This is a genomic window from Pseudomonas sp. YNh (assembly GCF_037993085.1).
GTDB lineage: Bacteria > Pseudomonadota > Gammaproteobacteria > Pseudomonadales > Pseudomonadaceae > Aquipseudomonas > Aquipseudomonas putida.
Genome location: NZ_JBBMRJ010000006.1, coordinates 139,980 through 160,207, shown reverse-complemented (window position 1 = coordinate 160,207; position 20,228 = coordinate 139,980). Strand labels below are relative to the sequence as shown.

The 20,228-nt window shown below is 61.8% G+C and carries 22 protein-coding genes; 13 read left to right on the top strand and 9 right to left on the bottom strand.

Features of this window, described 5'->3' with window-relative positions; translation table 11 throughout:
- Positions 1 to 13: 13 nt before the first annotated feature.
- Entirely contained in the window at positions 14 to 1,915 is a 1,902-nt protein-coding gene (gene cysN, locus WF331_RS08295) for a sulfate adenylyltransferase subunit CysN (RefSeq protein WP_016498025.1), read from the top strand.
- Between the two features lie 75 nt (positions 1,916 to 1,990).
- On the opposite strand, the gene WF331_RS08290 is transcribed toward cysN, so the two are convergent.
- Positions 1,991 to 2,470, bottom strand: a complete 480-nt coding sequence (locus WF331_RS08290; protein WP_016498026.1) for an Lrp/AsnC family transcriptional regulator — start codon at positions 2,468 to 2,470, stop codon at positions 1,991 to 1,993.
- A gap of 127 nt (positions 2,471 to 2,597) precedes the next feature.
- Between WF331_RS08290 and WF331_RS08285 the strand changes: the two genes are divergently transcribed.
- A complete protein-coding gene (locus WF331_RS08285; RefSeq protein ID WP_016498027.1) occupies positions 2,598 to 3,794 on the top strand; it encodes a methionine gamma-lyase in 1,197 nt (398 codons plus the stop codon).
- A gap of 288 nt (positions 3,795 to 4,082) precedes the next feature.
- Here WF331_RS08285 and WF331_RS08280 read toward each other — a convergent pair whose 3' ends face one another.
- Positions 4,083 to 4,520, bottom strand: a complete 438-nt coding sequence (locus tag WF331_RS08280; RefSeq protein ID WP_016488987.1) for a YhcB family protein — start codon at positions 4,518 to 4,520, stop codon at positions 4,083 to 4,085.
- A 135-nt stretch (positions 4,521 to 4,655) separates the two neighbouring features.
- On the opposite strand from WF331_RS08280, the gene WF331_RS08275 reads away from it, so the two are divergent.
- The 3 genes from WF331_RS08275 (at position 4,656) to zapE (ending at position 7,845) form a co-directional block, all read left to right on the top strand.
- On the top strand, positions 4,656 to 5,291 hold the full coding sequence (locus WF331_RS08275; protein WP_049274852.1) for an alpha/beta hydrolase: 636 nt from the start codon (positions 4,656 to 4,658) through the stop codon (positions 5,289 to 5,291).
- Between the two features lie 25 nt (positions 5,292 to 5,316).
- A complete protein-coding gene (locus tag WF331_RS08270; RefSeq protein ID WP_016498029.1) occupies positions 5,317 to 6,666 on the top strand; it encodes a tryptophan--tRNA ligase in 1,350 nt (449 codons plus the stop codon).
- A gap of 84 nt (positions 6,667 to 6,750) precedes the next feature.
- Positions 6,751 to 7,845, top strand: a complete 1,095-nt coding sequence (gene zapE, locus WF331_RS08265) for a cell division protein ZapE (protein WP_016498030.1) — start codon at positions 6,751 to 6,753, stop codon at positions 7,843 to 7,845.
- A 135-nt stretch (positions 7,846 to 7,980) separates the two neighbouring features.
- Here the strand turns inward: zapE and WF331_RS08260 are convergent, their stop codons facing one another.
- Together WF331_RS08260 and WF331_RS08255 are read right to left on the bottom strand one after the other, a co-directional pair.
- On the bottom strand, positions 7,981 to 8,901 hold the full coding sequence (locus WF331_RS08260; RefSeq protein WP_169725191.1) for a GlxA family transcriptional regulator: 921 nt from the start codon (positions 8,899 to 8,901) through the stop codon (positions 7,981 to 7,983).
- Positions 8,902 to 9,091: 190 nt separating this feature from the next.
- A complete protein-coding gene (locus WF331_RS08255; protein WP_016498032.1) occupies positions 9,092 to 10,132 on the bottom strand; it encodes an NADP(H)-dependent aldo-keto reductase in 1,041 nt (346 codons plus the stop codon).
- A gap of 258 nt (positions 10,133 to 10,390) precedes the next feature.
- On the opposite strand from WF331_RS08255, the gene rplM reads away from it, so the two are divergent.
- From rplM to WF331_RS08220, 7 genes are all read left to right on the top strand, one after another.
- Positions 10,391 to 10,819 (top strand): 50S ribosomal protein L13, encoded by a 429-nt coding sequence (gene rplM, locus WF331_RS08250; protein ID WP_003251819.1) that lies wholly within the window; start codon positions 10,391 to 10,393, stop codon positions 10,817 to 10,819.
- A gap of 14 nt (positions 10,820 to 10,833) precedes the next feature.
- Entirely contained in the window at positions 10,834 to 11,226 is a 393-nt protein-coding gene (rpsI, locus tag WF331_RS08245; protein ID WP_003260797.1) for a 30S ribosomal protein S9, read from the top strand.
- A 262-nt stretch (positions 11,227 to 11,488) separates the two neighbouring features.
- Positions 11,489 to 12,082 (top strand): ubiquinol-cytochrome c reductase iron-sulfur subunit, encoded by a 594-nt coding sequence (gene petA / locus WF331_RS08240; protein WP_016498033.1) that lies wholly within the window; start codon positions 11,489 to 11,491, stop codon positions 12,080 to 12,082.
- Positions 12,082 to 13,293, top strand: coding sequence for a cytochrome b (locus WF331_RS08235; RefSeq protein WP_003251825.1), 1,212 nt, complete (start codon positions 12,082 to 12,084; stop codon positions 13,291 to 13,293). The genes petA and WF331_RS08235 overlap by 1 nt, the downstream gene beginning before the upstream one ends.
- On the top strand, positions 13,293 to 14,072 hold the full coding sequence (locus WF331_RS08230; RefSeq protein ID WP_016498034.1) for a cytochrome c1: 780 nt from the start codon (positions 13,293 to 13,295) through the stop codon (positions 14,070 to 14,072). The genes WF331_RS08235 and WF331_RS08230 overlap by 1 nt, the downstream gene beginning before the upstream one ends.
- A 117-nt stretch (positions 14,073 to 14,189) precedes the next feature.
- Positions 14,190 to 14,813 carry a glutathione S-transferase N-terminal domain-containing protein gene (locus WF331_RS08225; protein ID WP_016498035.1) on the top strand — a complete coding sequence of 208 codons (624 nt, stop codon included), beginning with the start codon at positions 14,190 to 14,192 and terminating at the stop codon, positions 14,811 to 14,813.
- 10 nt (positions 14,814 to 14,823) lie between these two features.
- Positions 14,824 to 15,252 carry a ClpXP protease specificity-enhancing factor gene (locus WF331_RS08220; RefSeq protein WP_016498036.1) on the top strand — a complete coding sequence of 143 codons (429 nt, stop codon included), beginning with the start codon at positions 14,824 to 14,826 and terminating at the stop codon, positions 15,250 to 15,252.
- Between the two features lie 51 nt (positions 15,253 to 15,303).
- Here WF331_RS08220 and WF331_RS08215 read toward each other — a convergent pair whose 3' ends face one another.
- The 5 genes from WF331_RS08215 to WF331_RS08195 all read right to left on the bottom strand — a co-directional run bounded on the left by WF331_RS08215 (position 15,304) and on the right by WF331_RS08195 (position 19,142).
- Complete coding sequence (locus tag WF331_RS08215; protein WP_016488976.1) at positions 15,304 to 15,522, bottom strand: YgdI/YgdR family lipoprotein; 219 nt, start codon at positions 15,520 to 15,522, stop codon at positions 15,304 to 15,306.
- A gap of 176 nt (positions 15,523 to 15,698) precedes the next feature.
- Positions 15,699 to 16,277, bottom strand: coding sequence for a BON domain-containing protein (locus WF331_RS08210; protein ID WP_016498037.1), 579 nt, complete (start codon positions 16,275 to 16,277; stop codon positions 15,699 to 15,701).
- A complete protein-coding gene (locus WF331_RS08205; RefSeq protein ID WP_012274070.1) occupies positions 16,274 to 16,867 on the bottom strand; it encodes a phosphoheptose isomerase in 594 nt (197 codons plus the stop codon). Before WF331_RS08205 ends, WF331_RS08210 begins: the two co-directional genes overlap by 4 nt.
- An 86-nt stretch (positions 16,868 to 16,953) precedes the next feature.
- Positions 16,954 to 17,325 (bottom strand): YraN family protein, encoded by a 372-nt coding sequence (locus WF331_RS08200; RefSeq protein ID WP_016498038.1) that lies wholly within the window; start codon positions 17,323 to 17,325, stop codon positions 16,954 to 16,956.
- Positions 17,325 to 19,142, bottom strand: coding sequence for a penicillin-binding protein activator (locus WF331_RS08195; protein ID WP_016498039.1), 1,818 nt, complete (start codon positions 19,140 to 19,142; stop codon positions 17,325 to 17,327). Before WF331_RS08195 ends, WF331_RS08200 begins: the two co-directional genes overlap by 1 nt.
- Before the next feature lie 186 nt (positions 19,143 to 19,328).
- Here WF331_RS08195 and rsmI point away from each other — a divergent pair, with 186 nt between their 5' ends.
- A complete protein-coding gene (rsmI, locus tag WF331_RS08190; protein WP_016498040.1) occupies positions 19,329 to 20,204 on the top strand; it encodes a 16S rRNA (cytidine(1402)-2'-O)-methyltransferase in 876 nt (291 codons plus the stop codon).
- The last annotated feature ends 24 nt before the right edge of the window (positions 20,205 to 20,228 follow it).

The following is a 20,228-nucleotide window of genomic DNA, read 5'->3' as shown; positions in this document are numbered from 1 at the left end:
TCAGGGTTACTCCATGTCGCACCAATCCGATTTGATCAGCGAAGACATCCTCGCTTATCTGGCTCAGCACGAGCGCAAAGAACTGCTGCGTTTCCTCACCTGCGGCAACGTGGATGACGGCAAGAGCACCCTGATCGGGCGCCTGCTGCACGATTCGAAGATGATCTACGAGGACCACCTCGAAGCCATCACCCGTGATTCGAAGAAAGTCGGCACCACCGGCGAAGAAATCGACCTGGCATTGCTGGTCGACGGCCTTCAGGCCGAGCGTGAGCAGGGCATCACCATCGATGTCGCCTACCGCTACTTCTCCACCGCCAAGCGCAAGTTCATCATCGCCGACACCCCGGGCCACGAGCAGTACACCCGCAACATGGCCACCGGTGCGTCCACCTGCGACCTGGCTATCATCCTGGTCGATGCCCGCTACGGCGTGCAGACCCAGACCCGTCGCCACAGCTACATTGCCTCGCTGCTGGGCATCAAGCACATCGTGGTCGCGGTCAACAAGATGGACCTCAAGGGCTTCGATGAGGGCGTGTTCGAGTCGATCAAGGCCGACTACCTGCAGTTCGCCGAGGCCATCAACCTGACCCCGAGCAGCCTGCAGTTCGTGCCAATGTCGGCGCTCAAGGGCGACAACGTGGTCAACCACAGCGAGCGCTCGCCGTGGTACACCGGCCCGACGCTGATGGAAATCCTCGAAACCGTCGAGGTTGCGGCCGACCGCAACTTCACCGACCTGCGCTTCCCGGTGCAGTACGTGAACCGCCCGAACCTGAACTTCCGCGGCTTCGCCGGCACCATTGCCAGTGGCGTAGTGCACAAGGGTGATGAAATCGTCGTGCTGCCGTCGGGCAAGAGCAGCCGCGTCAAATCCATCGTCACCTACGAAGGTGAACTGGAAAACGCCGGCCCAGGCCAGGCCGTGACCCTGACCATGGAAGACGAGATCGACATCTCCCGTGGCGACCTGCTGGTACATGCCGACAACGTACCGCCGGTGACCGACCAGTTCGATGCCATGCTGGTGTGGATGGCCGAAGAGCCAATGCTCCCGGGCAAGAAGTACGACATCAAGCGCGCCACCAGCTACGTGCCGGGCTCGATTGCCAGCATCACCCACAAGGTCGATGTGAACACCCTGGAGCAGGGCGCTGCCAGCGCACTGCAACTGAACGAGATCGGCCGCGTGAAGGTTGCGCTGGACGCCTCGATCGCCCTGGACGGCTACGACAGCAACCGCACCACCGGTGCGTTCATCGTGATCGACCGCCTGACCAACGGCACCGTCGGCGCCGGCATGATCATCGCTCCGCCTGTTCTGCCACACGGCAGCACCGGCCAGCATGGCAAGCAGGCCCACGTGTCTACCGAAGAGCGCGCCCTGCGCTTCGGCCAGCAGCCAGCCACCGTGCTGTTCAGCGGCCTGTCCGGCGCTGGCAAGAGCACCTTGGCCTATGCCGTGGAGCGCAAGCTGTTCGACATGGGCCGTGCGGTATACGTGCTTGACGGCCAGAACCTGCGCCACGACCTGAACAAGGGCTTGCCGCAAGACCGCGCCGGTCGCACCGAAAACTGGCGCCGCGCCGCCCATGTGGCGCGCCAGTTCAACGAAGCCGGCCTGCTGACCCTGGCTGCGTTCGTGGCCCCGGATGCCGAAGGCCGCGAACAGGCCAAGGCCCTGATCGGCAAAGAGCGCCTGGTGACCGTTTACGTCCAGGCCTCGCCGCTGGCTTGCCGCGAGCGCGACCCGCAAGGCCTGTACGCTGCCGGTGGCGAAAACATCCCGGGCGAAAGCTTCCCGTTCGATGTGCCGCTGGATGCAGACCTTGTGATCGACACCCAGGCCACTAGCGTGGACGAAGGTGTGAAACTGGTGCTGGACGTACTGCGCCAGCGTGGCGCTATCTAAGCGCTGGCCAGCAGGAAAAACCCCGCTTCGGCGGGGTTTTTTATTTCTGGCTCCCGCAGGTGCTGCGTATCCGGTTCAGATATGTTTTTCCGACACCGGAATCACCCGCCGCTCCTTCACCGCCTTGTAGGAAAAACTCGAATAGATCTCCTTCACCCCTGGCAACCGCTGCAGCACTTCGCGGGTGAACTCCCCGAACGACTCCAGGTCCCGGGCCAGGATCTCCAGCAAAAAGTCATAGCGCCCGGAGATGTTGTGGCAGGCGACGATTTCGGGGATTTCCATAAGCCGCTGCTCAAACGCCAGCGCCATGTCCTTGGTGTGCGAGTCCATCATGATGCTGACGAATGCGGTCACGCCGAACCCCAGCGACTTGGGCGAGAGGATGGCCTGGTAGCCAGTGATATAGCCGTTGTCTTCCAGCAGCTTGACCCGGCGCCAGCAGGGCGAGGTGGTCAATGCCACCTGGTCGGCAAGTTCGGCGACGGTTAGGCGGGCGTTGTCCTGCAAGGCGGCGAGCAGGGCGCGGTCGGTGCGGTCGAGGCTTGAAGGCATGTTTTGCCCTCCTGGTCCGTTAATTATTGTTTTTGTTCCAGCAAGCACGCAGATGCGTGGGCAATTTTGGAAAAAATCGGGCAGCTCGGTGGCATAAGCTTATAACAAACCACAAGAGGCTGTTGCCATGCGCGACTCCCATAACAACACCGGTTTTTCCACACGGGCCATTCACCACGGCTACGACCCGCTTTCCCACGGTGGTGCCTTGGTGCCACCGGTGTACCAGACCGCGACCTATGCCTTCCCGACTGTCGAATACGGCGCTGCGTGCTTCGCCGGGGAGGAGGCGGGGCACTTCTACAGCCGCATCTCCAACCCCACCCTGGCCTTGCTCGAGCAACGCATGGCCTCGTTGGAGGGTGGTGAGGCGGGATTGGCGCTGGCGTCGGGGATGGGAGCCATTACTTCGACCCTCTGGACCCTGCTGCGGCCTGGTGATGAGCTGATCGTGGGGCGCACCTTGTATGGCTGCACCTTTGCGTTCCTGCACCATGGCATTGGCGAGTTCGGGGTCAAGATCCACCATGTCGACCTTAACGATGCCAAGGCCCTGAAAGCGGCGATCAACAGCAAAACGCGGATGATCTACTTCGAAACACCGGCCAACCCCAACATGCAACTGGTGGATATAGCGGCGGTCGTCGAGGCAGTGCGGGGGAGTGATGTGCTTGTGGTGGTCGACAACACCTACTGCACGCCCTACCTGCAGCGGCCACTGGAACTGGGGGCAGACCTGGTGGTGCATTCGGCGACCAAGTACCTCAGTGGCCATGGCGACATCACCGCAGGCCTGGTGGTGGGGCGCAAGGCGCTGGTCGACCGGATTCGCCTCGAGGGGCTCAAAGACATGACCGGGGCAGCCTTGTCACCGCATGACGCTGCGTTGTTGATGCGCGGCATCAAGACCCTGGCGCTGCGCATGGACCGGCATTGCGCCAACGCCCTGGAGGTCGCGCAGTTCCTGGCCGGGCAGCCCCAGGTGGAGCTGATCCACTACCCGGGCTTGCCGTCGTTTGCCCAGTACGAACTGGCACAGCGGCAGATGCGTTTGCCGGGCGGGATGATTGCCTTTGAGCTCAAGGGCGGTATCGAGGCCGGGCGGCGCTTCATGAATGCCCTGCAGCTTTTTGCCCGTGCGGTGAGCCTGGGGGATGCCGAGTCGCTGGCACAGCACCCGGCGAGCATGACGCACTCCAGTTACACGCCACAAGAGCGGGCGCATCACGGGATATCAGAGGGGCTGGTGAGGTTGTCAGTGGGGCTGGAGGATGTGGAGGACCTGCTGGCAGATATCGAGGTGGCGTTGGAGGCGTGTGCATGAACTTGCCTTGCAGGATCGGGAACACTTGCCCAATGCCTCACGGGATCAGGCGATGGCACTTTGGATGAGCTGGTGAATTGGCCGGCTTATCCAAGAGGAGTTTGAAAATGACCGTATTCCCGAAATACATCGACCTGTTCATTTGCCGCAGTGGCGGTGACGATGATGAGGGTGGCCAGTCCTGGCGCAAGCCTTGATCTGAACCGGGAACCCTGCACTGGCGGGGTTCTCTTGGCGATTCAAAGCACAAAAAAGGCCTCTTGCGAGGCCTTTTTCATGTTCAGCAGATCAACGCTTGAGCCCGTAGCTCTCATCGAGCATGCCCGGCGAATTTGGCGCTTTTGGCGCATAGTCGCGCGGCACTTCGGCGGTGTCTTTCGGTGGGGTCAGGCGGTCACGCGGGCCTTGGGGCGCTTCGGAATGCAATGCAGCCAGCAGGCGCTGGCGAGTGACTTCATCGAGGGCCAGGCTGTTGGCGCCTTCGGCCAGGTGATCCTGTACGTCCTGGTAGCTCTGGGTCAGTTTCTTGACCAGCATGGCGGTGCTGTTGAAGTGGGTGACCACTTCGTTCTGGTAGCTGTCGAAGCGTTTCTGGATGTCATCCAGTTGGCGCTGGGTGTTGCTCGGCGCCGCGTTGGGCAGCAGGCGGGCAACAATGAAACCGACCGCCACACCGATGACCAGGGCCAGGGTTGGCAACAACCAAACAAGGAGCGAGAGTTCCACGAGTCCTTCCTCTATAAACGGCTTTGCTTTACGTTAACGGCTCAGACCTGCGCTGTATACCGCGAGCGATCGCAAATCAGAACAGAATTCCTCACCTAGACGAATCGACCCTTCCCGAGGTCACGGAGTAGTGCCTTGCTTGTCCGCGAAACCCCCTTGTTCATCGATGGCCCCAGCGGCCAGCTGGAAGCCTTGTACCTGGACGTGGCCGATGCCCGTGGCGCGGTGCTGATCTGCCACCCCAACCCGGTCCAGGGCGGCACCATGCTCAACAAGGTGGTCTCGACCCTGCAACGCACCGCCCGCGATGCCGGCTATGTGACCCTGCGTTTCAACTACCGTGGTGTCGGCCAGAGCGCCGGTAGCCATGACATGGGGGCCGGCGAAGTGGCCGATGCCGAGGCCGCCGCCGCCTGGCTGCGTGCCAGGCACCCCGACCTGCCACTGGTGCTCATGGGCTTCTCGTTCGGCGGTTTCGTTGCCACCAGCCTGGCCGGCCGCCTGGAAGCCGCCGGGGTAACGCTGCAACACTTGTTCATGATTGCCCCGGCAGTCATGCGCCTGACCGCCGAATTCCCGCTGCCACAGCACTGCCCGATCACCGTGGTGCAGCCAGATGCCGACGAAGTGGTCGCGCCGCAGCTGGTTTACGAATGGTCCGGTAGCCTGTCGCGCCCCCATGAGCTGCTGAAAGTGGCAGAATGCGGACACTTCTTCCATGGCAAGCTGACCGATCTGAAGGATCTGCTGCTGCCGCGCCTTTCGAACTGAGCCAAGCCTGAATAAGCGAACACCCATGACCACGCGCATTCTTACCGGTATCACCACCACCGGCACTCCGCACCTGGGCAACTACGCCGGCGCCATTCGCCCTGCGATCCGTGCCAGCCAGCAGCCCGGTGCCGACTCGTTCTACTTCCTGGCCGACTACCACGCCTTGATCAAGTGCGACGACCCGCTGCGTATCCAGCGTTCGCGCCTGGAAATCGCCGCCACCTGGCTGGCCGGTGGCCTGGACCCGGACAAGGTGACCTTCTACCGCCAGTCCGACATCCCGGAAATCCCCGAGTTGACCTGGCTGCTGACCTGCGTTGCCGCCAAGGGCCTGCTGAACCGCGCGCATGCCTACAAGGCCTCGGTGGACAAGAACGTCGAGAACGGCGAAGACCCGGATGCCGGCGTGACCATGGGCCTGTTCAGCTACCCGGTACTGATGGCCGCCGACATCCTGATGTTCAACGCCCACAAGGTGCCGGTCGGCCGTGACCAGATCCAGCACGTGGAAATGGCCCGCGACATCGGCCAGCGCTTCAACCACCTGTTCGGCCAGGGCCGGGACTTCTTCGCCCTGCCGGAGGCGGTGATCGAGGAAAGCGTGGCCACGTTGCCAGGCCTGGACGGGCGCAAGATGTCCAAGAGCTATGACAACACCATCCCGTTGTTCACCAGCGCCAAGGACATGAAAGACGCCATCTCGCGCATCGTCACTGACTCGCGCGCGCCAGGCGAAGCGAAAGATCCGGACAATTCGCACCTGTTCACCTTGTACCAGGCCTTCTCGACGCCGCAGCAATGCGCCGAATTCCGCGAAGAGCTGCTGCAGGGCCTGGGCTGGGGCGATGCCAAGCAGCGCCTGTTCCAGCTGCTGGATGGCCAACTTGCCGAAAAACGCGAGTACTACCACCAGTTGATCGCCCGCCCGGCGGACCTGGAAGACATCCTGCTGGCCGGCGCCGCCAAGGCACGCAAGATTGCCACGCCGTTCCTCGAGCAACTGCGCGAAGCCGTTGGCCTGCGTTCGTTCCGTAGCGGTGTGCAAGCCGGCACCGAGGTGAAGAAGAAGGCCGCCAAGAGCGCACGCTTCGTCAGCTTCCGCGACGAAGACGGCAGCTTCCGCTTCCGCCTGCTGGCCGCTGACGGCGAGCAACTGCTGCTGTCGCGCAGCTTCGCCGACGGCAAGAGCGCCGGCGCCGTGAGCAAGCAGCTGCAGCAGGGTGGCGAGGCCGATGTGCGGGTCGAAGGCCTGAGCTTCGGCCTGTGGCTCAACGGCGAGCAAGTTGCCGACGGGCCGCAGTTCGACAGCGCCGAAGCCCGTGATGCGGCCATTCAAAGCCTGCGTGATGCCCTGGCACCACAGCAGGACTGAGGCATATTGACGCAAGTCTGATTGCCATTAAGCGGGCCTGTCGCTACAGTGACGGCCCGTTTTTTGTTGCCTCGCTAACGAATCATGACTCCCTTAGAACGCTATCAAGCAGATCTGAAACGTCCCGACTTCTTCCATGACGCGGCGCAGGAAACTGCGGTGCGTCACCTGCAGCGCCTGTACGACGACCTGGTACAGGCGCAGAACAACAAGCCGGGCGTGTTCGGCAAGCTGTTCGGCAAGAAGGAGCAGACCCCGGTCAAGGGCCTGTACTTCTGGGGTGGGGTAGGGCGAGGCAAGACCTACCTGGTCGATACCTTCTACGAAGCGCTACCGTTCAAGCAGAAGATGCGTACGCACTTCCACCGCTTCATGAAGCGTGTGCACGAGGAAATGAAAACCCTCAAGGGCGAGAAGAACCCGCTGACCATCATCGCCAAGCGCTTCAGCGACGAAGCCAGGGTGATCTGCTTCGACGAATTCTTCGTGTCGGACATTACCGACGCCATGATCCTCGGCACCCTGATGGAAGAGCTGTTCAAGAACGGCGTGTCGCTGGTAGCCACCTCCAACATCGTGCCGGACGGCCTGTACAAGGACGGCCTGCAACGCGCACGCTTCCTGCCAGCCATTGCCATGATCAAGCAGTTCACCGACGTGGTGAACGTTGACAGTGGGGTCGACTACCGCCTGCGTCACCTGGAGCAGGCCGAACTGTTCCACTACCCGCTCAACGATGCGGCGCACCAGAGCATGCGCGCCAGCTTCAAGGCGCTGACGCCTGAGTGCACCCAGGCGGTCGAGAACGATGTGCTGATGATCGAGAACCGTCCGATCAATGCCCTGCGCACCTGTGACGATGTCGCCTGGTTCGACTTCCGCGCCCTGTGCGATGGACCGCGCAGCCAGAACGACTACATCGAACTGGGCAAGATCTTCCACGCCGTGCTGTTGAGCAATGTGGAGCAGATGGGTGTCGCCACCGACGACATCGCCCGTCGTTTCATCAACATGGTGGACGAGTTCTACGACCGCAACGTCAAGCTGATCATTTCGGCCGAGGTGGAGCTCAAGGACCTGTACACCGGCGGGCGCCTGAGCTTCGAGTTCCAGCGCACCCTGAGCCGGTTGCTGGAGATGCAGTCGCACGAATTCCTGTCGCGCGCGCACAAGCCATAAGAACCTGGGGCCGCTTTGCGGCCCATTCGCGGCACAAGGCCGCTCCTGCAAGAGATCGCGTACCCGCATGGAATCGCGTTCCCCTGTAGGAGCGGCCTTGTGCCGCGAATGGGCTGCAAAGCAGCCCCATGGCGCTCAAGCCTCTTGCATGAACTGCTGCCGATACTGGTTCGGCGACAGCTCGGTGTGCTGGCGGAACAGCCGCGCAAAGAAACTGGCATCGTCATAGCCAACTTCGTAGCTGATGGTCTTGATGCTCTTGCGCGTGCTCGACAGCAACCCCTTGGCGGTCTCGATCCGCAGCCGTTGCAGGTAGTGCAGCGGCTTGTCACCCGTCGCGCCCTGGAAACGGCGCATGAAGTTGCGGATGCTCATGCCGTGGTTGCGGGCCACATCCTCGAAGCGGAACTTGTCGGCGAAGTGTTCCTCCAGCCAATGCTGGATCTGCAGAATGATCAGGTCCTGATGCAGCTTCTGCCCGCCAAAGCCCATGCGCCCCGGGGTGTAGTTGCGCTGCACTTCGTAGAGTATGTCGCGGGCCACGGCGCGGGCCACGTTGGCGCCGCAGAAGCGCTCGATCAGGTAGATGTACAGGTCGCAGGCCGACGTGGCGCCGCCGGCGCAATAGATATTGTCGGCGTCGGTCAGGTGCTTGTCCTGGTTCAGCCGGATCTTGGGAAAGCGTTCGGCAAAGCTGGTGAAGAAGCGCCAGTAGGTCGTCGCCTCCTTGCCATCGAGCAGGCCGGATTCGGCCAGCCAGAACACACCACTGGCCTCGGCGCACAGCACCGCACCGCGGGCATGCTGTTCACGCAGCCATGGCAGCACCTGTGGATAACGTTGCAGGAGGTTGTCGAAATCGTCCCAGTAGGCCGGGAGGATGATCACATCGGCGTCGTCCAGGCCGCCGTCGACCGGTAGCTGAACATTGCTGAAGCTGTCCACGGGCTGGCCGTCGGGGCTCACCAGGTGGATCTCGAACATGGGCTGCAAGCCCAGGCCCAGCTGCTTGCTGTAACGCAGGCTGGCGAGATGGAAGAAATCCTTGGCCTGCATCAAGGTCGAAGCAAATACCTTGTCAATGGCCAGGATGCTGACGCGCCGCAGCGACGCGGAGGGTTGGGTAAACATCATTGTCATTGTTCTTATAGGGTAGAGTGGTCAATCACCGGCTGGATCGTCTTATTTTTTGGCGATTGTGTCTAGCCTATGTAACAGAGGGGCTGCAAAGCAGCCCCTCTGGCGATCAAGGCGCCGGGTTCGGCTGCTCCTGGTGAATGGCTTCGATCGCCGCCAGCAACTCATCGCTCAGGCTCAGATCAAGGCTTGCCAGGTTGCTGTCCAGCTGTTGCAGGCTGGTCGCGCCAATGATGTTGCTGGTCACGAACGGCTGCCGGGTGACGAACGCCAGGGCCATCTGCGCCGGGTCCAGGCCGTGCTCGCGGGCCAGTTGCACGTACCGGCTGCAGGCTGCCACGGTCTGCGGGTTTGAATAGCGGGCAAAGCGGCTGAACAGGGTCAGGCGCGCGTTGCCCGGCCGTGCGCCGTTCTCGTACTTGCCCGAGAGCATGCCGAATGCCAGCGGTGAATAGGCCAGCAGGCCGCACTGCTCACGGATGGCCACTTCCGCCAGGCCTACCTCGAAGCTGCGGTTTAGCAGGTTGTACGGGTTCTGGATCGATACCGCCCGCGGCCAGCCTCGGCTTTCGGCCAGTTGCAGGAACTTCATGGTGCCCCACGGCGTTTCGTTGGACAGGCCGATGTGGCGGATCTTGCCCGCCCGCACCTGTTCGTCGAGTACTTCGAGGGTTTCTTCCAGCGGAGTGAAGTGGTCCTGGGGCAGGTGCTGGTAGCCCAGCTTGCCGAAAAAGTTGGTGCTGCGTTCCGGCCAGTGCAGTTGGTACAGGTCGATACGGTCGGTCTGCAGGCGCTTCAGGCTCTCCTCCAGCGCCGCGACGATGTGCTGGCGGTTGTGCTTGAGCTGGCCGTCGCGGATGTGGCTGATGCCGTTGCCAGGGCCTGCAACCTTGCTGGCCAGCACCCAGTCGTCGCGATCACCGTTGTCACGGAACCAGTTGCCGATGATGCGCTCGGTGGCTGCGTAGGTTTCCGGGCGGGGCGGCACCGGGTACATCTCGGCGGTGTCGATGAAGTTGACCCCGGCGACCTTGGCCCGGGCAATCTGTTCGAAGGCTTCGGCCTGAACGTTCTGTTCGCCCCAGGTCATGGTGCCCAGGCACAGGGCGCTGACATTGAGGTCGGTACGGCCGAGCTGGCGGTATTCCATCGGTTAGACACTCCTTGGCAATAGATAGCTATCAAAGCAGGTTGAAATTTTTCTCGCAATCTGGATAATTCAGCCCCTCTCCGCGTGGCGGAAGTGATGCACCATCACGCAGGAAGAACCCCGTCGAACATTGGCGTGCCCGACCCGAGCCCCCAAAAGCGTCTGTGTTCGGCTGCGCGCTTGCTCTTGGCAACGTGTGCACTATCCAGTAAGATTCGCCGTCTATTTTTCGCTGGGCGGCCTCTGAGGCTTTAGAGAATGAAAACTTTTACTGCTAAACCGGAAACAGTAAAGCGCGAGTGGTTCGTAGTCGACGCCGCTGGCCAGACCCTGGGTCGTCTGGCTACTGAAATCGCTACCCGTCTGCGTGGCAAACACAAACCAGAATACACCCCTCACGTTGACACCGGCGACTACATCGTCGTTATCAACGCCGAGCAGGTTCGTGTGACTGGTGCCAAGTCTTCCGACAAAATGTACTACTCCCACTCCGGCTTCCCGGGCGGTATCAAGGAAATCAACTTCGAGAAGTTGATCGCCAAGGCCCCTGAGCGTGTTATCGAAACCGCGGTCAAAGGCATGCTGCCTAAGAACCCGCTGGGTCGCGACATGTACCGCAAGCTGAAAGTGTACGCGGGTGCTGCTCACCCACACACTGCTCAGCAGCCTCAAGAACTGAAGATCTAACGGGATAGTTCATTATGTCGGCGACTCAAAATTACGGCACTGGCCGTCGCAAGACCGCAACCGCTCGCGTATTCCTGCGTCCGGGTACTGGTAACATCTCCATCAACAACCGTTCTCTGGACGTGTTCTTCGGTCGCGAAACCGCTCGCATGGTTGTTCGCCAGCCACTCGAGCTGACCGAAACCGTTGAGAAGTTCGACATCTACGTCACCGTTTCCGGTGGTGGTGTCAGCGGTCAAGCCGGTGCGATCCGTCACGGTATCACCCGCGCTCTGATGGAATACGACGAAACCCTGCGTGGCGCTCTGCGTCGTGCTGGCTACGTCACCCGCGACGCTCGTGAAGTCGAGCGTAAGAAAGTGGGTCTGCGTAAAGCGCGTAAGCGTCCTCAGTACTCCAAGCGTTAATACCGCTTCGGCAGTCGAAAAAAGCCCGGTTCCTTGGAACCGGGCTTTTTTTTTGGCTTGAACTAACCTGTCAGCATGTCAGTGGCCGCTTGTCGCATAGACGCAGATCAAGCAAAGCGCGGGTTGTCGCCCTTGCCAGGGTAATCACCTTGTCAGTGTGTGGATTTGTTTCTTACCATGACGGCCAAATTTTAGTGCCATTGACACAACCTAAGTACGAGCCTGGTTCAACAGGCCAAGCAAGCTGATGGGAGAGGACTGAATGAGCAATGACGGCGTCAACGCAGGCCGGCGCCGCTTCCTCGTAGCCGCGACATCCGTGGTCGGGGCGGCGGGGGCAGTGGGGGCTGCGGTACCGTTCGTGGGGTCATGGTTTCCCAGTGCCAAGGCGAAAGCCGCGGGTGCACCGGTGAAGGTCAATATCGCCAAGGTCGAGGCCGGGCAGCAGATGGTGGCCGAATGGCGTGGCCAGCCGGTATTCATCGTGCGGCGAACGCAGGAAATCCTCGGCAACCTGAAAAAAATCACGGGTGACCTGTCTGATCCCGAGTCCAAGGCCTCGGTGCAGCCGACCTACGTCGACCCTGAGGTTCGCTCGATCAAGCCGGAAATCCTCATTCTCGTCGGCCTGTGCACGCACCTGGGCTGTTCGCCCACCTTCCGCCCGGAAGTTGCGCCTGCTGACCTTGGTCCGAAGTGGGTGGGTGGCTATTTCTGCCCGTGCCACGGTTCCCACTACGACCTGGCTGGCCGTGTCTACAAGTCGCAGCCGGCACCTCTCAATCTGCCAGTGCCGCCGCACTCTTACGAGACGGACGACATCATTGTCATCGGCGTCGATCAGGAGAACGCATGATGAGCAAGTTCATGGACTGGATTGATGCTCGCTTCCCCGCCACCAAGATGTGGGAAGACCACCTGAGCAAGTATTACGCGCCCAAGAACTTCAACTTCCTGTACTTCTTCGGCTCGCTGGCATTGCTGGTGCTGGTCAATCAGATCGTCACCGGTGTGTGGCTGACCATGAGCTTCACGCCCTCGGCGGAAGAGGCGTTCGCCTCGGTCGAGTACATCATGCGTGACGTGGAATACGGCTGGATCCTGCGCTACCTGCACTCCACCGGTGCGTCTGCGTTCTTCATCGTGGTCTACCTGCACATGTTCCGCGGCCTGCTCTATGGCTCCTACCAGAAGCCGCGCGAGCTGGTCTGGCTGTTCGGCATGCTGATCTACCTGGCGCTGATGGCCGAAGCCTTCATGGGCTACTTGCTGCCGTGGGGCCAGATGTCCTACTGGGGTGCCCAGGTGATCATCTCGCTGTTCGGTGCCATTCCGGTGATCGGTGACGATCTCACCCAGTGGATCCGTGGTGACTACCTGATTTCGGGCATTACCCTGAACCGCTTCTTCGCCCTGCACGTGGTTGCCCTGCCAATCGTGATTCTTGGCCTGGTAGTACTGCACATCCTCGCCCTGCACGAAGTGGGTTCGAACAACCCCGATGGTGTCGACATCAAGAAGAAAAAGGATGAAAACGGCATTCCGCTGGACGGCATTCCGTTCCATCCGTACTACACCGTCAAGGATATCGTCGGCGTGGTGGTGTTCCTCTTCGTGTTCTGCGCCGTGGTGTTCTTCTTCCCGGAAATGGGCGGTTACTTCCTGGAAAAACCGAACTTTGAGCAGGCCAACGCCTTCAAGACGCCTGAGCACATCGCGCCGGTGTGGTACTTCACACCGTTCTACGCAATCTTGCGGGCGGTGCCTGACAAGCTGATGGGCGTCATTGCCATGGGCGCGGCCATCGCCGTGCTGTTCGTACTGCCCTGGCTCGACCGCAGCCCGGTGCGTTCCATGCGTTACAAGGGCTGGATCAGCAAGGTCTTCCTGCTGGTGTTCTGCGTGGCCTTCGTCATCCTCGGCGTGCTGGGCGTACTGGCGCCGACACCTGGGCGTACCTTGCTGTCGCAGGTGTGCACGGTGTTGTACTTCGCCTACTTCCTGCTGATGCCGTTCTACACAAGGCTTGAGAAGACCAAACCGGTTCCGGAAAGGGTGACTGGCTGATGAAAAAGTTTATTGCAGTATTTTTGCTGGCAGTGATGCCTGCCTTTTCCTTCGCTGCCGAACACGGCCTGGAGCTGGACAAGGCCGATATCGACCTGACCGACAAGGCCGCCATGCAGGACGGTGCGCGCACCTTTGCCAACTATTGCATGGGCTGCCACAGTGCCAAGTTCCAGCGTTACGAGCGGGTGGCCGATGACCTGGGCATCCCCCACGAGTTGATGCTCGAGAAGCTGGTGTTCACCGGTGCCAAGATCGGTGACCACATGCAGATCGGCATGAAGCCCAGTGACGCCAAGACCTGGTTCGGTGCCGCGCCGCCCGACCTGACCCTGGTCGCCCGTGTGCGGGGCACCGACTGGCTGTACACCTACCTGCGCAGCTTCTATGAGGACCCGTCGCGGCCTTACGGGGTGAACAACAAGGTGTTCCCGAACGTGGGCATGCCTAACGTGCTGGTTGGCTTGCAGGGTAACCAGGTGATTGGCTGCAAGCAGGTGCAGACGGTAACCGATGGCAAGAAGCAATTCGACCCATTGACCGGCAGCCCGATCACCCACGAAGCCTGTGACCAGCTGACCGTCACGCCGAAATCCGGTACCCTGACCACCGAGCAGTTCGACGAGAAGGTCAAGAATCTGGTGACCTTCCTGGCCTATTCGGCCAACCCGGTCAAACTGGAAAGCCAGCGCATTGGTACCTACGTGTTGCTGTACCTGGCTTTCTTCTTCGTATTCGCCTATTTGCTCAAGCGTGAATACTGGAAGGACGTGCACTGATCACGCAGTAGTTTCTGGTTGTTGAACGCGCCTGGGGCGCCCTGGCATTTTTGCCAGGGCGCCCCAGGCGCGTTTTCATTTACAGTTGCACAAGCATCCCGTGCGAGGAGCCGCTACATGGGCGCAACCAACAGGTTAGCCTGCTATTCCGATCCCGCTGATCACTATTCTCATCGGGTACGCCTTGTGCTGGCCGAGAAGGGTGTCAGCGTGCAGGTCATCGATGTCGACCCCAGTCGCCTGCCGGCCAAGCTGGCCGAGGTAAACCCTTACGGCAGTGTGCCGACCCTGGTCGACCGTGACCTGGCGTTGTATGAGTCGACCGTGGTGATGGAATACCTCGAGGAGCGTTACCCGCACCCGCCGCTGATGCCGGTGTACCCGGTTGCACGGGGTAACAGCCGTTTGCTGATGCACCGCATCCAGCGCGACTGGTGCGCCCTGGCCGACACCGTGCTGGACTCGCGCAGTACCGAGGCCGCCCGTGTGGAGGCGCGCAAGGCCCTGCGCGAAAGCCTCACCGGCGTCTCGCCTTTGTTCGGTGAGTACGCCTGTTTCATGAGTGAGGATCAAAGCCTGGTCGATTGTTGTCTATTGCCCATACTCTGGCGCTTGCCAGTGTTGGGTATCGAGTTGCCGCGGCAAGCCAAGCCGCTGCTGGATTACATGGAGCGGCAGTTTGCCCGGGAGCCTTTCCTGGCGAGCCTGTCCTCCGTAGAACGTGAAATGCGCAAGCTTTAAGGAGCTGTTGATGAACTCCAGTCGCCCCTATCTGGTTCGAGCACTGTATGAGTGGATCGTCGACAACGATTGCACGCCCCATATGCTGGTCAATGCCGAATACCCGAAAGTGCAGGTGCCGGATGGTTTCGCCAGCGATGGCCAGATCGTCCTGAATATTTCGCCAAGTGCCGTGCGCAGTCTGCACATGGATAACGACGCGGTCAGCTTCGAGGGCCGCTTCAGTGGCGTGGCCCATTCGCTGTTTGTGCCGGTTGGCGCCATCCTGGGCATCTATGCCCGCGAAAATGGCCAAGGCATGGTCTTCGAGCTGGAGTCGCCAATGGATGGCGACGAGCTGGAAGACGATGAGGTACAGCCGGACGACGATGGCCCGCCAGAAGGTGGGGGCCAGCCGCCGCGCCCAAGTGGTCGGCCAAGCCTGAAAGTGGTCAAGTAACAAAAAAGGCGATCCAACCGGATCGCCTTTTTCTTTGCAGCCAACTTCGGGTTACAGGTCGCTGATAGTGCGTACCTGGTCCTTGTTGATGCGGGTGCGCTTGCCGTCGAGTTGCTGGAACTCGTAGAAGCCGGCGTCGCGGTCGTACTTCGGTGCGTCGACAGCCTGGATTTCACGGCCATCGTTGAGGGTGATCAGGCTTGGGGTAGAGCAGCCGGCCAGAGTGGCGAAGGTGCCGATCAGCAGGGCAGGCAGCAGAAGCTTTTTCATGCGGTGTTTCCTGGGTTTCTGAAAGGTGGGGCATTGTTGTTGCTTGTACTGGCCCTTTCGCGGCGGTTCGACGCTTCGATAAACACGCTCCCACAGGCATGCACAAGGCTTGAAAGCTGTGAGATCCCTGTGGGGGCGGGTTCACCCGCGAAGAGGCCGGTGCAGGCAGCAATGAATCAGTCGATGTACTCGAACAGCTTGACGATCTTCTGCACGCCCGACACGCCCTGCACCACTGCGGTGGCCGAGTTGGCCTCCTTCTGGGTTACCAGGCCGAGCAGGTAGACGATACCGTTCTCGGTGATCACCTTGATGCGCGAGCTTGGCACGGCACTGTCACCCAGCATCTGGGTCTTGATCTTGGTGGTCAGCCAGGCGTCGTTGTTGCGTGCCAGGATGGAGGAGGGCTGCATCACCTGCAGCTCGTTGTGCACTTTCTTGACGCGCTGTACCTGGCCGGCGGTCTGCTCGGCGAGGCTCTTGAGGTCGGCACGTGGGGTCTGGCCGGCCAGCAGGACGATGCCGTTGTAGCTGCTGACAACAATGTGCGAGCCCTTGTCCAGGTCAGGGCTGGCCTTGGAAATGTTCACCGAAGCCTTGGTCTCGATCAGCGAATCGTCGATCTTGCTGCCAATGGTGCGCGTACCGCGATCGTCTTCGATCGGCGAATTGCGGGTAGAGGTGAGTACCGAGCTGCAACCGGTGACGCTCAGGCACAGGGTCAGGGCCATCAGGCCGAGGCGCATAGGGGTCATTCTTCACTCCCGAACAGTTGGCTGTCGATCAGATCGCACAGGCAGTGGATCGCCAGCAGGTGGACTTCCTGGATGCGTGCGGTAACCGTCGAAGGTACGCGGATTTCCACGTCTTCGGGCAGCAGCAGTGAAGCCATGCCGCCGCCGTCGCGGCCAGTCAATGCTACGACAATCATTTCGCGGTCATGTGCGGCCTGGATCGCCTGGATCACGTTGGCCGAATTGCCGCTGGTGGAGATCGCCAGCAGAACGTCGCCGGGCTGCCCCAGGGCGCGAATCTGCTTGGAAAAGACTTCGTTGTAGCTGTAGTCGTTGGCGATCGAGGTCAGGGTCGAGCTGTCGGTGGTCAGCGCGATGGCTGGCAGGCTCGGGCGCTCGCGCTCGAAACGGTTGAGCAGTTCCGACGAAAAGTGCTGGGCATCACCGGCCGAGCCGCCGTTGCCACAGGCGAGCATCTTGCCCTCGTTGAGCAGCGCATTGACCATGACCAGGCTGGCCTGCTCGATGTGCGGTGCCAGGATGTCCATTGCCTGTTGCTTGGTATCGATGCTGGCCTGGAACAGCCGGCGAATTCGGGATTGCATGTCCATCTGGTGACCTTAAGTGGGGCGGTGGCCTTTGCTGCGCGCATCAACGACCAGCCCGCGAAACATAGAGCAAAAAAAACGAAGTGGGTTCAGCATTCGAAGGCGTTTTTCAGCCATTGAAGCGGTCTGCCTGCATGGTGGCTGCCCTGCAGGGCGACTACGTCGAAGCGGCAGGGGTGGTTGCCCCAGTGGGGCGCCTTCTGCAGGTACAGGCTGGCGGCGAGCACCAGCCGTTTCTGCTTGCGCCCGTCGATGCTTTCGAGGGCGCCACCGAAGCACGCGTGCAACCGGTAGCGGACTTCGACGAATACTACTGTATCGGCGTCAAGCATGACCAGATCAAGCTCACCGCCTTTGCATCGCCAATTGCGCGCCAGCAGCTGCAGGCCCTGCCCTTGAAGGTACTCAAGGGCCTGGGTTTCTGCTGCTTGCCCGGCGCTGGTGGGCGACGCTGTTGCCATCAGCGTGCGGTGTCAGGCAGGCGCTTGACCTGGCCGCCGGCGAACTCGGCCCATGGCAGCTGGCGCTCGATACGCTGGTTGGCGTTGATGCTCAGGCTGCCCGAAAGGCCCTGGACGCGGTTGTCCGGCAGCGCTTTCAGTTGCCCCAGGCGCGGCGCCAGGCTGTAGGCATCGACGCCCATGGCGTACAGGCGGCCAAGGCTGCCAGCGGCCTGCGGCCATTGCTGTACCACCTGCTGGCGGAGGCTGTTGCTGGTGTCGAGCAGCCACGGCGTTTCGCAGAAGCGGATGCCGTTCATGTCGTTGTACTGGTTGACGTCACCGCTGGCGCTGTACAGGTTCGAGGTGGCATATACCGGTACGTCACCGGCGTACTGGAAGTTCAGGGTCGGCTTGATCTGCTGGGCCTGTTGCGGGGTCGAGGCCAGGAAGATGAAATCGATATCCTGGCGGCGCGACGGTTGTGCGGCGATGCTGCCGCCTACCGTGCTTTGCAGGCTCTTGGCGCGGCCTTCGCTCTGGCGCAGCTGGAACAGGTCGGCGATCTGCTGGGCCAGGGCAACCGGCTGGGCGATGCGCTCGGCGGCGAGCAGGGTGCCGCCATTGCCTTCCCAGTCCTGGCGGAAGGCGGCCAGCACGCGGTCACCCCATTCGCCACTCGGCACCAGGGCCACGGCGCGGACCATGCCGTCGGCGCGGGCGCGGCGGGCTACTTCGCGCGCTTCGTCTTCGGCAGCCAGGCCGAACTGGAACAGTTGCGGCGGGGCCTTTTGACCGGCGTCGGCGTAGTTCAGGGCCAGGGTGGTGATCGGCAGTTGTGGTTTGGCGGCCAGTTGTTTGACCAGTGGCTTCTCAAGCGGGCCGATGACCAGTTGCACGCCGGCGGCCTGGGCCTGGTTGTAGAAATCGTCGAGCGAGCCGATGCGCGAGCTGTCGAACACCTGCACCGCAGGCGCTGGCTGACCGGCTTGCTGGGCCTGGAAGTGGGCGGCCATGAAGCCGTCACGCAGGGCGCGGGCAACACCGGCCAGTGGGCCTTCCTGGGGCAGCAGCAGGGCAATCTTGGTCAGTGGCTGGCTGGCCAGTTCCTTGAGCTTGGTCAGTGCCTGCGGCAGTTGCTGGGCAGCAGGGTGGCCCGGGTGCTGTTTGACCCAGGTGTCGATGGCCGCTTGTTGCTGTTCCAGGGTGCCGGCGCTTTTCACGGCGAAGGCCAGGCTGGTCCAGCCGGCCAGGGTCTGGTCGTTGGCGGGCTGCTGCAGTTGCTCTGCCGGCAACGAGGCGACCAGGGCCCAGATAGCGTCATTGTTGGCGCTGGCAGCCTGGCCGCTGAGCAGCGGGGCCAGCAGCATGCGCTGTTGCGCTGCAGCCAGGGCCTGGCCGTCGGCTTCCAGGGCGGCGGCGTGCACGTTGTAGGTGCGCGCTTGCTGCTCTGCCGGCAGCTCGGCTACTCGTTGCAGGCTGGGGTGAGCCAGGGCGGTGAGGGCCGCCTTGGGCTGGTTGCGGCTCATGGCCAGCTCGGCCGCGAGGGTGCTGGCGAACACTTGCTGGGCCGGCTTGAGCGTGTCCAGCGGGACTTGCTCAAGAATGCGTGCGGCGCGTGGGAAGTCCTTCTGCTTGTAGGCCAGGTCGGCCGCGCTCAGGCGCAGCAGTGCGGCGTCTTCCGCAGATTTGCTGGAAGCGGCCTTTTCGAGCAGTTGCTCGATGCTGGCGTCCGGGGTGCGCGGCAGTTCGCCCAGGCTGGATGAGGGCGAGCTGGCGCAAGCTGCCAGCAGGGCAGCGAGGCAGAGGGCTGTGAGCAGCCGCAGGCAAGCGATCATGTAAAGGTCCTGTTACTCGATCAAGTTGGCCGGCAATTGTACCCAAGCACTGGCCGGGGCGCGATGTTGCTGTGCTGATCCTTCACTATAGGTGGCTTGCAGCTGATCGCCGGCGAAGTTCTTTGCGCCCTGTTGCAGGCGCTCGGGCTACAATGGCGCCTTTGATCCGAATGACAGGTGTGCGCAGTGACTGATGTGGCAGGGGCTTCGAAATCCACGGTGGGGACGCTGTATGTGGTGGCAACCCCCATCGGCAACCTCGACGACATGAGCGCCCGGGCGCTGAAGGTGCTGGCAGATGTGGCGCTGATCGCTGCCGAAGATACCCGCCATTCGATCCGCCTGCTGCAACACTTCGGCATCGACACACCGCTGGCGGCCTGTCATGAGCACAACGAGCGTGACGAGGGCGGGCGTTTTCTCACCAAGCTGCTGGCTGGCGAGAACGTGGCGCTGGTTTCCGATGCCGGCACGCCGCTGATTTCCGACCCGGGCTACCACCTGGTGCGCCAGGCGCGGGCTGCGGGGGTGAGCGTGGTGCCGGTGCCGGGCGCCTGCGCCTTGATCGCTGCACTGTCGGCGGCCGGCTTGCCGTCGGACCGCTTCATCTTCGAAGGCTTCCTGCCGGCCAAGCAGGCAGGGCGCCGCGCGCGCCTCGAGCAGGTGAAGGAAGAGCCGCGTACGCTGATCTTCTATGAAGCCCCGCACCGCATCCTCGAATGCCTTGAAGACATGGAGCTGGTATTCGGTGGCGAACGCCCGGCACTGCTGGCACGTGAGCTGACCAAGACCTTCGAGACCCTCAAGGGCCTGCCGCTGGCCGAACTGCGCGCGTTCGTTGCCGGCGACAGCAACCAGCAGCGCGGTGAATGCGTAGTACTGGTGGGCGGCTGGAGCGCGCCGGAAGGCGAGCAGGCCATCAGTGCCGAGGCCCAGCGAGTGCTCGACCTGCTATTGGCCGAGTTGCCACTGAAGCGGGCGGCGGCGCTGGCGGCGGAAATTACCGGGGTGCGCAAGAACCTTTTGTATCAACTTGCACTGGAAAAGCAGAAAGCCGAGTAGTGGCAGTTTGATATAAATGCCGGT

Excerpts from the sequence above, each read along its gene's own strand:
- WF331_RS08270 (WP_016498029.1), top strand. The coding sequence starts at position 5,317 with ATGACCACGCGCATTCTTACCGGTATCACCACCACCGGCACTCCGCAC.
- zapE (WP_016498030.1), top strand. The coding sequence starts at position 6,751 with ATGACTCCCTTAGAACGCTATCAAGCAGATCTGAAACGTCCCGACTTC.
- WF331_RS08215 (WP_016488976.1), bottom strand. The coding sequence starts at position 15,522 with ATGAAAAAGCTTCTGCTGCCTGCCCTGCTGATCGGCACCTTCGCCACT.
- WF331_RS08205 (WP_012274070.1), bottom strand. The coding sequence starts at position 16,867 with ATGGACATGCAATCCCGAATTCGCCGGCTGTTCCAGGCCAGCATCGAT.
- WF331_RS08235 (WP_003251825.1), top strand. The coding sequence starts at position 12,082 with ATGAGCAAGTTCATGGACTGGATTGATGCTCGCTTCCCCGCCACCAAG.
- rplM (WP_003251819.1), top strand. The coding sequence starts at position 10,391 with ATGAAAACTTTTACTGCTAAACCGGAAACAGTAAAGCGCGAGTGGTTC.
- WF331_RS08255 (WP_016498032.1), bottom strand. The coding sequence starts at position 10,132 with ATGGAATACCGCCAGCTCGGCCGTACCGACCTCAATGTCAGCGCCCTG.
- WF331_RS08210 (WP_016498037.1), bottom strand. The coding sequence starts at position 16,277 with ATGACCCCTATGCGCCTCGGCCTGATGGCCCTGACCCTGTGCCTGAGC.
- WF331_RS08195 (WP_016498039.1), bottom strand. The coding sequence starts at position 19,142 with ATGATCGCTTGCCTGCGGCTGCTCACAGCCCTCTGCCTCGCTGCCCTG.
- WF331_RS08230 (WP_016498034.1), top strand. The coding sequence starts at position 13,293 with ATGAAAAAGTTTATTGCAGTATTTTTGCTGGCAGTGATGCCTGCCTTT.
- rpsI (WP_003260797.1), top strand. The coding sequence starts at position 10,834 with ATGTCGGCGACTCAAAATTACGGCACTGGCCGTCGCAAGACCGCAACC.
- WF331_RS08285 (WP_016498027.1), top strand. The coding sequence starts at position 2,598 with ATGCGCGACTCCCATAACAACACCGGTTTTTCCACACGGGCCATTCAC.
- cysN (WP_016498025.1), top strand. The coding sequence starts at position 14 with ATGTCGCACCAATCCGATTTGATCAGCGAAGACATCCTCGCTTATCTG.
- WF331_RS08220 (WP_016498036.1), top strand. The coding sequence starts at position 14,824 with ATGAACTCCAGTCGCCCCTATCTGGTTCGAGCACTGTATGAGTGGATC.
- WF331_RS08200 (WP_016498038.1), bottom strand. The coding sequence starts at position 17,325 with ATGGCAACAGCGTCGCCCACCAGCGCCGGGCAAGCAGCAGAAACCCAG.
- WF331_RS08290 (WP_016498026.1), bottom strand. The coding sequence starts at position 2,470 with ATGCCTTCAAGCCTCGACCGCACCGACCGCGCCCTGCTCGCCGCCTTG.
- WF331_RS08225 (WP_016498035.1), top strand. The coding sequence starts at position 14,190 with ATGGGCGCAACCAACAGGTTAGCCTGCTATTCCGATCCCGCTGATCAC.
- WF331_RS08260 (WP_169725191.1), bottom strand. The coding sequence starts at position 8,901 with ATGCAGGCCAAGGATTTCTTCCATCTCGCCAGCCTGCGTTACAGCAAG.
- petA (WP_016498033.1), top strand. The coding sequence starts at position 11,489 with ATGAGCAATGACGGCGTCAACGCAGGCCGGCGCCGCTTCCTCGTAGCC.